We start from the raw sequence: 14037 nt of genomic DNA on the forward strand, positions 1-14037 counted from the left end.
AATCCGCGGAACCGCCGGCCTTACTGGACTTCGCGCTCGGCGGGCCACTGGCCCGGGATGAACACCGGGTCGAACCCGGTGGCCTTGGACGTGCCGCGCATCGCGATGCCCAGGTCGACCAGCGTCGGCCGGGTACCGGTGCGCACCCAACGGTCGAGGTTGCTCACCGCCCCGACCCGTTCGTCGGTCGTGAAGTTGCAGTGGCCGGCGCCGTACGGCGCTCCCTTGCCGGTGTACTTGGGCGGCGGCGTCGTATAGATCTGCATCAGGTCACCGGTGCGGCCGGTCGTCCGCAGTGCCCGGTTGCCGAACACGGTCTCGTTCTGGACGATCGCGGTCGCGTCGTACCCGGTGTGCACGGTGAGCGTCGGCACCCGCAGCTTGCCGGTCGGGTCCCCCAGCGCGTCCGCCGCCTTGCGGGCCGCGGGGTCGGCGGCGATCCGCGACGCCTGCTCCAACTCGGCGAGGTGACCCGGCAGCCCGCCCGGGTTGATGAAGTTCATCTCCTCCTTCTCCTTCGCCGAGACGCGCTGCCCGTACTTCGCGGTGACGTTGGTCGACGGGTTGCCCCCGACCCGCTGCTCCAGGTCGTACCGGACGACCGTGGCGTAGCCCATGACCTCGAAGAGGATGTCCATTCCGGCCTGGATGCGCGACTCGATCGTCGCGTCGTCGTGCTTGCGGGACTTCCACACCTGGTTACCCAACGCGCTGACCAGCATCAAGCGCCCGAGCGTGTCGGGCCCACTGGACAGTGCCGTGGTGGCGCGGCTCCGCATCTCCGTCCAGGTCGCCTTGGCGTCGGCGTAACTGGTGAAGCCGGTCAGCTTCATCTCCGGGTAGAGCAACGTCTTGAACGCGAACGCGATGTCCAGCGCGAGGTCGAAGTTCGGGTTCGTGCCGGCGAGCGTCGCGCACATCGGGAGCGCGCCGTCGACCCAGTCCTCGCGCTCGGCGAGCAGCTCGGTGACGACGCCCCCCATCGACTCGCCCCAGACGTACGTGCGGGTGGGGGCGCCGACCGTCCGCCGGAAGAAGTCATAGAGCTGCTGCCCGGCCTGTACGCCCTCGCGGATCGCGTACCCGTTCTTCGACCAGGACGAGCCCGCCAGCGCGTAGCCGGCCTCCAGCAGCCGGTTCGCCGCGCCGTTGTCGCCGGCCACCGGCGCGTCGGTCCGCGGCTCCGCGAACGCGGGCGGGAACGGGTCGGCCGAGCGGAACTCGTGGGAGTAGAGCAGCAGCGTCCCGTTCCAGACCTGCGGTAACCGGATCTGGTACCGGACGCCCTCGATCTCGCCGCTGCAGGCGATCTCCTCGCAGTCACGGAACGACCGGGGAGCCGTCGGGTCCTCGTCGCCGGCGGCGGTGCATCCGGACACCGCCAGAATCAGCGTGATCACACAGCTGAGCGCGATGATGCGCGGCAGCGGTCGGCTGGCTGCTTTACGCGCGAGTAAGGACATGGCGGTGAGTGTGGCATGACGTTCCTTCTCGTGCCGCCGGTACCGAGGTGGCTCGTCCGGCATCACAGAGGGGTAACACACGATTCCCTCGCCGGGGGCGGGGTATGTGGGGCGCGAGGCGCGGTGTCCGCCGCGTCTGCCCGTCCTGTCCGGGAGTACGCAATGACCATCCCCGTCGGACCGTCGGCCGGCACGCCCGCGAGCGCGAACGACATCGACCGGACGCTGCTCGCCAGCTACGGCGACTACCTCTCCGCACAGCGTGCGGTCGACTACCTCTCCGACCAGAAGTTCCCGGTGGAGCACACCGCGATCATCGGCACCGATCTCCGCCTCGTGGAGCAGGTGATCGGCCGGATGACGTTCGGCAAAGCCGCCGCGGCCGGCGCCGGGTCCGGTGCGTGGTTCGGGCTGTTCTTCGGGCTGCTGCTCGGCATCTTCACCGACAACAGCTTCGGCGGATGGATCGCGCTGATCCTGACGGCCGTGTTGATCGGCGCGATCTGGGGCGCGATCTTCGGCTTGGTGGCGCACTCGCTCACCGGAGGCCAGCGGGACTTCGCGTCCCGCAGTTCCCTAGCGGCCGGCCGCTACGACGTCCTGGTCTCCAGCGCCCGCCACAGCGAAGCCAGCCGCCTGCTGGAAGGCCTGCGCTGACGCCGCTTCCGCGGGTAGCCACCGCGCTCTCCGCGACGCGCTAGGGATGCGGGCTGCGGCGCTAGGCGCGTTGCCGTTGCTTGAACCTGGAGCCCGTCCAGGGCGGCGCTGGCAGTCGAGCGGGCCGACGCCGTGACATCAGGTGGGCCGTCACAAGGAGGCCCGCTCGTCTGTCAGCGTCGTCCTGGACGGGCCGCCCACTAGTGGGCGGCGTCGTCCCAGGTTCGGCCGGAACCCACCGACACGTCGAGCGGCAGGTCGAGGGGGAACGCCGCGCCCATCGCGTCGCGCACCAGCGTCTCCAGCGTCTCCCGCTCACCCGCCGCGGTCTCGAACACCAACTCGTCGTGCACCTGCAGCAGCAGCCGCGACCGCAGCCCCTCCTCGCGGAGCCGCCGGTCGACCGCGAGCATCGCCACCTTGATGATGTCGGCCGCCGATCCCTGGATCGGTGCGTTGAGCGCCATCCGCTCGGCCATCTCGCGCCGCTGGCGGTTGTCGCTGGTCAGGTCGGGCAGGTACCGCCGCCGCCCCATCATGGTCTCGGTGTAACCCTCTTGCCGCGCCCGGGCGACCACTTCGGACAGGTAGTCGCGCACGCCGCCGAACTGCTCGAAGTAGTCGGTCATCAGCGCGCGGGCCTCTTCGGTCGTGATGCCGAGCTGCTGGGAGAGCCCGTAGGCGGACAGCCCGTACGCCAGCCCGTAGTTCATCGCCTTGATCTTGCTGCGCTGCTCGCCGCTGACCGCGGTCGGCTCGACGCCGAACACGCTCGCCGCGGTCGCCGCGTGGAAGTCGTGCCCGGACGTGAACGCCTCGATCAGCGTCGGATCGGCCGAGAGGTGCGACATGATCCGCATCTCGATCTGGCTGTAGTCGGCCGTGAGCAGGGTCTCGTACCCCTCTCCCACGATGAACGCCCGCCGGATCCGCCGCCCCTCCTCGGTGCGCACCGGGATGTTCTGCAGGTTGGGATCGGTGGACGAGAGCCGCCCGGTGGCCGCGATCGTCTGGTTGTACGTGGTGTGGATCCGGCCGTCGTCCGCCACCGTCTTCAGCAGACCGTCCACGGTGGTCTTCAGCTTCGCCACGTCGCGGTGGCGCAGCAGGTGCTCCAGCAGCGGGTGCTCGGTCTGGGCGTAGAGCCACTGCAGCGAATCGGCGTCGGTGGTGTACCCGGTCTTGATCCGCTTCGTCTTCGGCAAGCCGAGCTCGTCGAACAGGATCACCTGCAGCTGCTTCGGCGACCCGAGGTTGAACTCGCGCCCGACGACGCCGTACGCGGCCTGAGCGGCGGCCTTGACCTCGGCCGCGAAGTGGGCTTCCAGGTCGGCCAGGTGCGTGGTGTCCGCGGCGATGCCCACCCGCTCCATCTCGGCCAGCACCTTCACCAGCGGCAGCTCGACGCCGGTGAGCAGGGCGGTGCCGCCGCGCTGCCCCAGCTCGGCCTCGAGCGCGTCGGCCAGCTCACGAGTGGCCTGGGCCCGCTCCATCAGGTGGTTCTTCGCCGAGCCCTCGTCCAGGCCGTCGAGCGAGAGCTGCCCATCGCTCGGCCCCTCGGCCCGCAGCTCGCGGCGGAGGTAGCGCAGCGTGAGATCGGTCAGGTCGTACGTGCGGTTGTCGGGCTTGACCAGATACGCGATCAGCGCGGTATCGGCGGTGACGCCGTTCAGCGTCCAACCGCGGGCGGACACCGCCAGCAGCGGCCCCTTGACGTCGTGCACCACCTTGGGCCGCGCTTCGTCGGCGAGCCAGGCGGCGACCGCGACCTCGTCGGCGGCGGTCAGCTGCGTCGGGTCGAACCAGGCCGCGGCACCGTCGGCGCCCGCGATACCGATCGCCCGGATCTCCCCGGTGCCCCGCGCCCACGAGCCCTCGAACGCGACCCCGGTACGGACGCCGGCCGGTGCGTGCGATGCCAGCCAGGGCGCGACCGCGTCCGGGCCGAGTACTTCGCCGGCCACCTCGATCGTCGAGTCGGCCTCGGGCTCCGCGGCTTCCAGCGTCGCGTAGAGCCGGTCACGCAACACCCGGAACTGCAGTGTGTCGAAGACCTGGTGCACCTTCTCCCGGTCCCACGAGCGACGCTCCAGGTCGGGAAGGCGCAGCGGCAGCTCCAGATCGGTCAGCAGCGCGTTGATCTGGTAGTTGCGCAGCACGTCGGCGAGGTGGGTGCGCAGGTTCTCCCCCGCCATGCCCTTGACCTCGTCGACGTGCTCGACGAGGCCGTCCAGCGAGCCGTACTGGGTGAGCCACTTCGCGGCCGTCTTCGGCCCGACCTTCGGGACGCCGGGCAGGTTGTCGCTCGACTCACCGACCAGCGCGGCCAGGTGCCGGTAGAGCGTCGGCGGCACGCCGTAGCGGGCGACGACCTCGGCCGGGTCGATCCGGGCCAGGTCGGAGACGCCCTTGCGCGGGTAGAGCACCGTCGTCTGGTCGTTGACCAGTTGGAAGGCGTCGCGGTCGCCGGTGCAGATGAGCACGTCGGCCCCGGCGGCGTTGGCCTCGGTGGCCAGCGTCGCGAGGATGTCGTCGGCCTCGTACCCCTCCACGCTGAGGAAGGGGATCTGGAGCGCGTCGAGGATCTCCTGGATCAGGCTGACCTGACCCTTGAAGTCCGACGGTGTCTCCGACCGGCCCGCCTTGTACTCGGCGTAGGCCTCGGTGCGGAACGACGTGCGCGAGACGTCGAACGCGACGGCGAGGTGCGTCGGCTTCTCGTCGCGCAACACGTTGATCAGCATCGACGTGAAGCCGTACACCGCGTTCGTCGGCTGGCCGGTGGTCGTGGAGAAGTTCTCCACCGGCAGCGCGAAGAACGCGCGGTACGCCAGCGAGTGGCCGTCGAGTAGGAGCAGGCGGGAGGCGGTCTGGCTCACGGCCCCGAGCCTAGTCGTGACCCCCGACATTTCCCCGCCCGGCACTCAATCGCCCGGCACACGGGGCTGTCGTCGTGGCGCACCGATCCCACCCCCACCCGCCGAATTCCGGACGGTTATCGTCGGACCGCGGCCGGTCCACCGCCGGTCGGAAGGGAGTACCCGTGTCCGACACCCAGCAGGCCGCCGCGCCACTCGACCCGACCCGGCCCCGCCCGGATCTCGCCGATCCGGCCCAGCAGGCCGCGGTCGTGGAGAGCCTCAACACCCACGCCGGCGAGCTCGCCACGAAGCTCGGTATCCGGATGGTCGAGGCTCGGCCGGAGCGGCTGGTCGCGACGATGCCGGTGGAGGGCAACCGCCAGCCGTTCGGCCTGCTGCACGGGGGCGCCTCGGCGGTACTCGCCGAGTCGCTCGGCTCCTACGCCGCGAGTCTGAACGCCCCCGACGGTCGGGTGCCGGTCGGCGTCGACCTGAACGCCACCCACCACCGGTCGGCGCGCTCCGGCGTCGTCACCGGCGTCTGCACTCCGCTGCACCAGGGCCGCACCACCGCGACGTACGCGATCGACATCACCGACGAGACCGGCCGCCGGGTCTGCACCGCTCGGCTCACCTGCCAGTACGTCAGTCCGAAAGCCTGAGGACTCCCGGGAGGCCGCGGGCCGGCCGCAGCGTGATCGCCGCGTGCAGCGCCATCCGGTGTCCCGGGTCCACCTGGATCTCCCAGCGACGCGCGAGGACGGCGAGTGCCAGCACGGCCTCGGTCCACGCGAACGACTCACCGATGCAGATGCGGGTGCCCGCACCGAACGGGTACCAGACACCGCGCGGCACCCCGGGGTTCTCCTCGCTGAACCGACCGTCGGCGTCGAGCCACCGCTCGGGCCGGAACGCGTCCGGCTCCGGCCAGAACCGCGGGTCGCGGTGCAGAACGAACTGCGAGGCCAGCACCGTCGACCCGGCAGGCGCGACCCACTCACCCAGCGTGAGGTCCTGCTCGGCCTCCCGCTCCAGGATCCACGCCGGCGGGAACAGCCGCAGGGTCTCGGCGACGACCGCGTAGGCCCGGTGGAGTTCGCGCAGGTCGCCGTAGCCCGCGTCGCGGTCGCCGAGCGCGTCCGCGAGCGACTCCCGGAGCGCGGCGGCCTCTCCCGGGTGCTTCGAGAGCAGCCAGAACGCCCAGGTGAGCGCCAGGGCCGTGGTCTCGTGCCCGGCGAGCAGCAGGTTCATCGTCTCGTCGTGCAGCGCGGCGTCGTCCAGCGCCGCACCGTTGTCGCGAGCCCGGCGCATCTCGTCGACGACGCTCTCCCCGCCGGTGTCCACGGCCAGGATGCGCCGGACGACCGCGTGCAGGTTGTCGGCCGCTGCCCAGAACCGCTGCGGCGCTTCCAGCGGCAGCTTGAGGTACCAGGCGCCGCCCGGCACCATCATCGCTTCCCAGCCGCGCAGCGCGAGCGTCAGCTCCTTGCCGACGTGCTGCCACTGAGCGTCCAGATCGGACCCCAGCACCGTGCGGCCGATGATGTCGAGCGTGAGCCGGGACATCTCCCGCGCCAGGTCGACGTGTTCGCCGTCCCGCCAGCGCGCGTCGGCCGCGCGGGCGGCGTCCACCATGCCGGTGGAGTACCCCGCCATCCGTGCGTGCGCGAACGCCGGGTTCACCAGCCGACGCCGCGGCAGGTGGAGCTGCCGCCGCGCGGTGATCAGGCCCTCGCCGAGCACGATGTTCGCGGCGCGTAGCGCCTCGCCCTTGTCGACCTTCCGGCCGTCGGTCACCAGCACCTGGCGGACCAACTCCGGATCGGAGACCAGGTACAGGTGGCGTCCGAGTACCCCGAGGTACGCGACGCCCGGCCAGCGCCGGGCGGTCGCGCGCATCATCCACGGCAGCTGCTCCCGGCGGAACCCGGCCAGCCGGTCGAGCGAGAACCCCGGCCCGGGCGGGAGCGATAACCCGTTCCGGGTGGTGGCGCGACGCCGCTCGCGCTGCTCGATCACCGGCCCGATCCGGACGCTGGTGCCCGACCGGGTCCGGCCGGTGGGCATCTCGACGCTGGTCACCATGGTCGCCTCCCGCACGTGTCGGTACCAGACGGTACCATTGCGGACTGGCGCGCTTCGAGCTCAGTCGAGCCGGCGCAGTGGAACGAACTTCCCGCCGTCCATCCGGTACGCCCAGACGATGTCGCTCTCCACCTCGCCGCGGGCGTCGAACGAGAGCGGCTTGGTCAGGCCCTGATCGGAGTAGGCGTCCACGAACGCCAGGACGTCGGCGCGCGTGGAGCGGCCGGCGCCCACGGCGGCGAGCAGTACGTTCGCGGCGTCGTACGCCTCGGCGGTGTAGGGCTCGGGTTCGGCAGCGAACGCCTCCACGTACGCCGAGCGGACGCTCTTCGGCAGCTCGGACACCGGCAGGCAGCCGCAGGTGACGACCGTTCCGGTCCCGCTGGTCCCGGCGGCGCGAGGAAAGGTGTCGGCCAGCATCGCCCCGCTGCCCACCAACGGAATCGCGCTACCTCCGGCCTCGGTGAGCTTCTTGCGCAGCAGGCCGGCCTCGACGGAGTAGCCCGCGTAGTACACCGCCTGAGCCTTCGCCGCGAGGATCGCCTTGGTCACCGCGGCGAAGTCGGTCTGGCCGCCCTTGACGGTGCCGGTGCCGATCACCGCTTTCCCCAGCTCGGCGCGCATCGCGTTCGCCATCACGTTGCCGTACTCGGAGTTCTCCTGGACCAGATGGATCCGCGTCAGCCCTTCGGCGGCGAGGTACCGGGCGGTCGGCGCTACCTGCTGGGTGTCCTCGCCGAGAACCCGGTGGAACGTTCGCCACCCTCTCCTCGAGAGCGTCGAGGAGGTCGCCGAGGAGCTCACCAGCGGAAGGCCCGCCTTCTCGAACATCGAGCCGGCGCCCACCGCCTCGGCGGAGTACGCCGGTCCGATCAGACCGACGATCGACGGGTCGGCGATGATCTTCCCCGCCTCCTTCGCGGCCAGGTCGCGGTTCCCCTGCGAGTCGAACTCGGCCAGCGTCACCGGGCACTCCGGGTGCTCGGCGTTGTAGGCGTTGACGGCGAGCTCGGCGCCGTTGAAGAGCGGGACGCCACGGGCGTAGGCGGCGCCGGTTTTCGGGCCGAGAACAGCCAGTTTCCGACCGCACGCCGGGCCGGCCGTCGGCGAGGCGCCGGCCGGGGTCCCGGACGGCGATCGGCCGGGCGCCGCCTGCGCGGCCGCGGTGGGGGTGCTCTCCGAGGGGGCCGTCGTTCCGGCCGCGTCGACCGACTCGGACTCGTCGGTCCGGTTCGTCAGAACGGCACCGGCCACGACCGCGAGCGCCGCCACTACGGCGGCGACCGCCCACCACCGCCGGTGACCGGTGCGGGTCCGCGGCTCCGGTACGCCGGTCTCCGACGGCGGCGACGTCGGAGACGCGGCCGCCGAGTGCGCGGGCGGTGCGGACGGCTCGGCCGCGGCGAGCAGGGCCCCGCGGGCGACGACGAGTTCCGGGCTCTCCACGACGGTCGGCGCGACCCCGAGACGCCGGAACAGCAGCGTCGACGCCAGCGGGATCCGGCTCGATCCGCCCACCAGGAACAGCCCGGCGATCTCGGTGACCCGGGCGGCCCGGAGTGCCGCCCGGGTAGCGTCCACCGTCTGGTCGAGCAGTGGCCGAGCCAGGTCGTCGAGCTGCTCGCGACCGAGCGGCAACTCGTCGCCGAGCAGGGGCACGTGCAGATCCGCCGTCGACGACCGGGAGAGCATCTCCTTGGCGGTGCGGATGTCGTCCCACAGCAGCCGGGAGGCCCGCCGGTCGCCCGCGGTGACCGGCGACTCCAATCGGCCCCACGCGATCCGGTCCCGGCTACGGAACGCCGCACCGAGGTGGGCGAAGATCGCCGCGTCGATGTCGAGCCCGCCCAGATCGGAGAGTCCCTCGGCGGCCAGCACCTCGAACCCACTGTCGGTCCGGCGGACGACGCTCGCGTCGAACGTGCCACCCCCGAGGTCGTAGACGACCGCGGTCTCCCCCGTCGCGAGCCGGACGTCGGGCAGCGTGAGGAAGCCCTGGGCGGCGGCGACCGGCTCCGGCACGAGTGCGGGCTCACCCAGCCCTGCGGTGATCACCGCGCGGTGCAGCAGGTCCAGCCGGCGCGGTCCCCACGACACCGGGTGGGTGAGGACGACGTCCGCGGGCACCCGGCCGGCAACGCGCACGGCCTCCGCGACGACCCGACTCAGCACCGCGGCGAGCAGCTCCGCGACCGGGATCTCCCGGGTGCCGAGCAGCACCGTGCCGTCGTCGATCCGGCGCTTCGGGTTCGGTTCCAGACACTCCGGCCGGGTCCGCGCCGAGTGCAGCGCGTCCCGGCCGGTCAGCAGCGGGCCGTCCGGGTCGGCGAACACCGCGGACGCCAGCAGCGGCGATCCGTCGAACAGCAGGGACTCCACCCGGCCATCGGGGTGGCGCAGGACCGCCACCGTGTTCGAAGTTCCGAAATCGATGCCGAGCGCATAACCCGCGGGTGCCACCCCGGCAGGTTAACGGTGTGCCCGATCGCCCCTTACAGCACCTTCGAGAGGAACGCCTTGGTGCGCGCGTGCTGCGGACTGTTGATGACGTCGCGCGGCGGGCCGGCCTCGACGACCACCCCGTCGTCCATGAACACCAGGCTGTCGCCCACCTCGCGGGCGAACCCGATCTCGTGGGTGACGACGACCATCGTCATGCCGTCCTGGGCCAGCCCACGCATGACGTCGAGCACCTCGCCGACCAGTTCGGGGTCGAGCGCGGAGGTCGGCTCGTCGAACAGCATGAGCTTCGGACGCATCGCCAGCGCCCGGGCGATCGCCACCCGCTGCTGCTGGCCACCGGAGAGCTGGCTCGGGTAATTGTCCATCTTGTCGGCGAGCCCGACCCGGTCGAGCAGCGTCCTGGCCCGTTCCCGTGCCTCCGACTTCTTCTCCCGCTTCACCTGCACCGGCGCTTCGATCACGTTGGCGAGGACGGTCTTGTGCGGGAACAGGTTGAAGCGCTGGAACACCATGCCGATGTCGCGTCGCTGCGCCGCGATGCGCTTCTCGGACAGCTCGTGAAGTTTGCCGCCGCGCTCCTGGTAACCCACCAGTGCGCCGTCGACCCAGAGCTTGCCCGCGCTGATCTTCTCCAGATGGTTGATGCAGCGGAGGAACGTCGACTTGCCGGAGCCGGACGGGCCGAGGATGCACATCACCTCACCGGGGTCGACCCGCAGGTCGATCCCCTTGAGCACTTCCAAGTGGCCGAACGACTTGTGGACGTTGTCCGCCAGGACCATCGGGGTCTTGGTTGCGGTGTCAGTGCTCATCCGGCCGCCGCACTCCCTTTGCTCTGGCTGGCGTTGATCCCCATCGTCCGCACCCGGGTCCGGGTTGCCGTACCGAATCCGCGGCCGAAGTAACGCTCGAGGAAGTACTGACCGATCATCAGCACGCTGGACAGCGCGAGGTACCAGAGACAGGCGGAGACGAGCATCGGGAACACCTGGAACGTCCGGGTTCCCACCGCTCGGAGCTGGAAGAACAACTCAGCCAACGGGATGGCCGCCAGCAGCGAGGTGTCCTTCAACATCGCGATCGTCTCGTTGCCGGTCGGCGGAACGATCACTCGCATCGCTTGCGGCAGGACGATCCGCCGCATGGCGCGCCCCCGGGACATGCCCAGAGCCTGCGCGGCCTCCGCCTGGCCCGGGTCGACGGACTGGATGCCCGCCCGCACGATCTCGGCCATGTAGGCACCCTCGGAGAGCGCCAGCCCGATCAGGCCGGCGACGAAGGCGGTGAGGAAGTCGTTGGCGTCGACACCGAAGATCCGGCCGTTCAGGTCGATGCCGAGCAGGTCCCCGATCTGCCGGTCGAACGGCAGCCCGATCTCGAACTGCGCGTACAGGATGCCGAGGTTGCCGCAGAGGATCAGCAGCACGAACCGGGGAATCGCGCGGAAGAACCAGGTGTAGAGCCACGCCACCGTGGAGAGCACCGGGTTCGCCGAGAGGCGCATCACCGCGGCCACGATGCCGAGCCCGACACCGACGATCATCGCGAGGACGGTCATCTTGATCGACGTCCAGGCACCCTCGAGGATCGGGTCCCGGAACATGTGGTCGAACATGAAAGACCAGTTGAATGCCGGGTTCGTCAGCAACATGTTGACGAACATCGCGGCCAGCACCACGATCACCGCGACCGCGACCCAGCGTCCGGGATGCCGGACGGGTACCGCCTTGATCGGCTCCGGACGGACCCGCTCGGCGGACGCCGTCGTGGCGCCCGCCGAGGTGTCGTCCGCCGAGGAGCTCTCCTTCGGGGACGTCACGGCCGGATCAGGGGTTGACAGCCGGGTCGGTGATCGCGCCGGCCTCGACGCCCCACTTCTCCAGGATCGTCTTGTAGCTACCGTCGGCGATCAGCGCCTTGACGGCGTCCGCCAGCGCCTGGCTGAACTCGTCCTGGCCCTTCTTGACCACGAAGCCGTACGGCGCCGCCTCGTAGATGTCGCCGAGCAGCTCCAGCTGGCCGTTGGTCTGCTCGACCGCGTACGCGGCGACCGGGGAGTCGGCGAGGGTCGCGGCGTTCTTACCGGACACGACGGCCGCGGTGGCCTCGTCCTGGCCTTCGTACTGGTTGATCGAGATCGCCGGCTTGCCCGCGTCGGTGCACTTCTTCGACCGGGCGGTGATGTCGTCGACCTGGACGGTGCCCTGCTGCACCGCGATCTTCTTGCCGCAGGCGTTGTCGATCGTGAGCTTCTCCGGGTTGCCCTTCTTGGTCGCCCACTGGGTCCCGGCGTTGAAGTAGCTGATCATGTCGGCGGCCTGCTTGCGCTCGTCGTTGATCGTGAACGACGAGACACCGATCTCGTACTTGCCCGAGCCGATGCCGGGGATGATCGCGTCGAAGTCGGCGGTCTGGAACTCCGCCTTCAGACCGAGCTTCTGGGCGACCGCGGTGAACAGGTCGACGTCGAAGCCCTGGATCGTCTTGCCGTCCTCGGCGAGGAACTCACTGGGTGCGTACGACGAGTCCGTTCCGACCAGGATCTTGCCGTCCGCCTTGATCGCGTCCGGCACCTTCGCGGCCAGGTCCGTGTCCGCCGAGGCGGTCGGTGCCGGCGAGGATTCAGCCGTGTCACTGGGGTCGTCACCACAGCCGGCTAGACCGGCCGCGACGGCGGCGAGCACGGCGACGGTGGCGAACATTCGACGGCCACGACCGACGGGGAGCGAGCGCATTGGTGTTACCTCCCGGAGGGGAACTGCCGCCGGGTCAGGGGAACCGACGGAACCGCCGCCGACCGAGAGGCCGACGGTCCTACTGCCACCAGCTGCGGTGACTGGTGATCGTGCGGCCCGCGAGCCGGCCTCGGCACTGAGCCGGCCCGCGGGGTACTGCGGTGTTGCTAAGCCACGCCGAGATAGGCGGCCTTGATCGCCGGGTCGCCGAGCATCTCACGACCGCGCCCGGACTTGACGATCGAGCCGGTCTCGAGGATGTACGCGCGGTCGGCGATCGAGAGCGCCTGCTGCGCGTTCTGCTCCACGACCAACACCGTGGTGCCCTGCGCGTTGATCTCCTTGATGATCGAGAAGATCTGCTGGATCAGCATCGGAGCCAGACCCATCGACGGTTCGTCGAGCAGCAGCAGTCGCGGCCGGGCCATCAGAGCCCGGCCGATCGTCAGCATCTGCTGCTCACCGCCGGACATCGTTCCCGCGGTCTGCGTCCGCCGTTCCTTCAGCCGGGGGAACAGCGTGAACACCCGCTCCAGGTCGGCGTCCCTGGCAGGGCTGCGCCGGTCCTTGCGCGCGTACGTGCCCATGTCCAGGTTCTCCATCACCGACATTCCGGGGAAGATCCCCCGGCCCTCGGGCGCCTGCGAGATGCCCCGGGTCACGCGGAGGTCCGCGCGCAGGTTGGTGATGTCCTCGCCGTCGAAGGTGATCCGGCCGCGGCTGGCCGGCCGGAGACCGGAGATCGCCCGCATCGTCGTGCTCTTACCGGCGCCGTTGGCGCCGATCAGCGTCACGATCTCGCCGTCGTCGACCTGGATGCTGATGCCGTGCAGCGCCTCGATCCGGCCGTAGGCGACCGCGAGGTCGTCGATCTCAAGCAACATCGGTCGGCTCTCCTTCCGGCACCCCGAGGTAGGCGGCGATGACCGCTGGGTTGTCCCGGACCTCGGCCGGGGTCCCCTCGGCGATCTTCTTGCCGAACTCGAGGACGACGATCCGGTCGGTCACGCCCATCACCAGGCGCATGTCGTGCTCGATCAGCAGGACCGTGTAGCCCTGGTCGCGGATGGCCCGGATCAGGTCCATCAGCTCGGCCTTCTCCGCCGGGTTGAAGCCGGCGGCCGGCTCGTCCAGGCAGAGCAGCGTCGGCTCGGTGGCCAGCGCCCGGGCGATCTCCAGTCGACGCTGGTACCCGTACGGCAGGTTCCGGGCCGCGGCGTGCGCCAGGTCGGCGATGCCGACGAACCGCAGCAACTCCATCGCCCGCTCCCGGCCGTCCCGCTCCTCGCGGAAGTGCCGAGGGCTGAGCCGGAAGATCGCACCGGGAACGCTCGTCTTGTGGCGGGCGTCCGCGCCCACCATGACGTTCTCCAGCGCGCTCATCTCCGGGAACAGCCGGATGTTCTGGAACGTCCGGGCGATGCCGAGCCGGGTGATCTGGTACTTCTTCCGCCGGCCGAGCTTCTTCCCGTCGAACCAGACCGTCCCGTCGGTGGGCTGGTAGACGCCGGTCATCACGTTGAAGCACGTGGTCTTCCCGGCACCGTTCGGCCCGATCAGACCGAGGATCTCGCCCCGGTTGATCGCGAAGTCGACGCCGTCGAGCGCGGTGACACCGCCGAACCGCAGCGTGACGTTCCGCATCTCGAGGAGCTTCTCACCGACGCTGACGTGCGCCTCCGGCTCCGGCAGATCGACACTCTCGTCGATGGCCGGGGGCGGGGCGTCCGGCAGGATCCCGTCGGGCGCCTCCGCGGCGTCGGGCGTCAGCTC

The 14037-nt window shown here is 70.5% G+C and carries 11 protein-coding genes; 2 read left to right on the forward strand and 9 right to left on the reverse strand.

The features are described from left to right. Positions 1–20: 20 nt before the first annotated feature. Positions 21–1463, reverse strand: coding sequence for a hypothetical protein (locus ABEB28_RS20680; RefSeq protein WP_345729807.1), 1443 nt, complete (start codon positions 1461–1463; stop codon positions 21–23). 162 nt (positions 1464–1625) lie between these two features. Between ABEB28_RS20680 and ABEB28_RS20685 the strand changes: the two genes are divergently transcribed. Continuing rightward, positions 1626–2120, forward strand: coding sequence for a YflT domain-containing protein (locus tag ABEB28_RS20685; protein WP_345729808.1), 495 nt, complete (start codon positions 1626–1628; stop codon positions 2118–2120). 200 nt (positions 2121–2320) lie between these two features. Here ABEB28_RS20685 and polA read toward each other — a convergent pair whose 3' ends face one another. Continuing rightward, entirely contained in the window at positions 2321–5029 is a 2709-nt protein-coding gene (polA, locus tag ABEB28_RS20690) for a DNA polymerase I (protein WP_376981125.1), read from the reverse strand. Positions 5030–5163: 134 nt separating this feature from the next. Here polA and ABEB28_RS20695 point away from each other — a divergent pair, with 134 nt between their 5' ends. Beyond that, on the forward strand, positions 5164–5643 hold the full coding sequence (locus tag ABEB28_RS20695) for a hotdog fold thioesterase (RefSeq protein ID WP_345729810.1): 480 nt from the start codon (positions 5164–5166) through the stop codon (positions 5641–5643). Here the strand turns inward: ABEB28_RS20695 and ABEB28_RS20700 are convergent. From ABEB28_RS20700 to ABEB28_RS20730, 7 genes are all read right to left on the reverse strand, one after another. Then, positions 5627–7081 (reverse strand): cytochrome P450, encoded by a 1455-nt coding sequence (locus ABEB28_RS20700; protein WP_345729811.1) that lies wholly within the window; start codon positions 7079–7081, stop codon positions 5627–5629. The two genes, ABEB28_RS20695 and ABEB28_RS20700, sit on opposite strands and share 17 nt — an antisense overlap. A 45-nt stretch (positions 7082–7126) precedes the next feature. Next, positions 7127–9526 (reverse strand): ABC transporter substrate-binding protein, encoded by a 2400-nt coding sequence (locus ABEB28_RS20705; protein ID WP_345729812.1) that lies wholly within the window; start codon positions 9524–9526, stop codon positions 7127–7129. Positions 9527–9558: 32 nt separating this feature from the next. After that, positions 9559–10341, reverse strand: coding sequence for an amino acid ABC transporter ATP-binding protein (locus ABEB28_RS20710; RefSeq protein ID WP_345729813.1), 783 nt, complete (start codon positions 10339–10341; stop codon positions 9559–9561). Next, on the reverse strand, positions 10338–11348 hold the full coding sequence (locus tag ABEB28_RS20715; protein ID WP_376981129.1) for an amino acid ABC transporter permease: 1011 nt from the start codon (positions 11346–11348) through the stop codon (positions 10338–10340). Before ABEB28_RS20715 ends, ABEB28_RS20710 begins: the two co-directional genes overlap by 4 nt. A 7-nt stretch (positions 11349–11355) precedes the next feature. Continuing rightward, on the reverse strand, positions 11356–12264 hold the full coding sequence (locus ABEB28_RS20720; protein ID WP_345729814.1) for an ABC transporter substrate-binding protein: 909 nt from the start codon (positions 12262–12264) through the stop codon (positions 11356–11358). A 167-nt stretch (positions 12265–12431) separates the two neighbouring features. Next, entirely contained in the window at positions 12432–13148 is a 717-nt protein-coding gene (locus ABEB28_RS20725) for an ABC transporter ATP-binding protein (RefSeq protein ID WP_345729815.1), read from the reverse strand. Further along, entirely contained in the window at positions 13138–13974 is an 837-nt protein-coding gene (locus ABEB28_RS20730; protein ID WP_345729924.1) for an ABC transporter ATP-binding protein, read from the reverse strand. Before ABEB28_RS20730 ends, ABEB28_RS20725 begins: the two co-directional genes overlap by 11 nt. Positions 13975–14037: the final 63 nt, after the last annotated feature.

This window comes from Cryptosporangium minutisporangium (assembly GCF_039536245.1).
Classification (GTDB): Bacteria; Actinomycetota; Actinomycetes; order Mycobacteriales; family Cryptosporangiaceae; genus Cryptosporangium; species Cryptosporangium minutisporangium.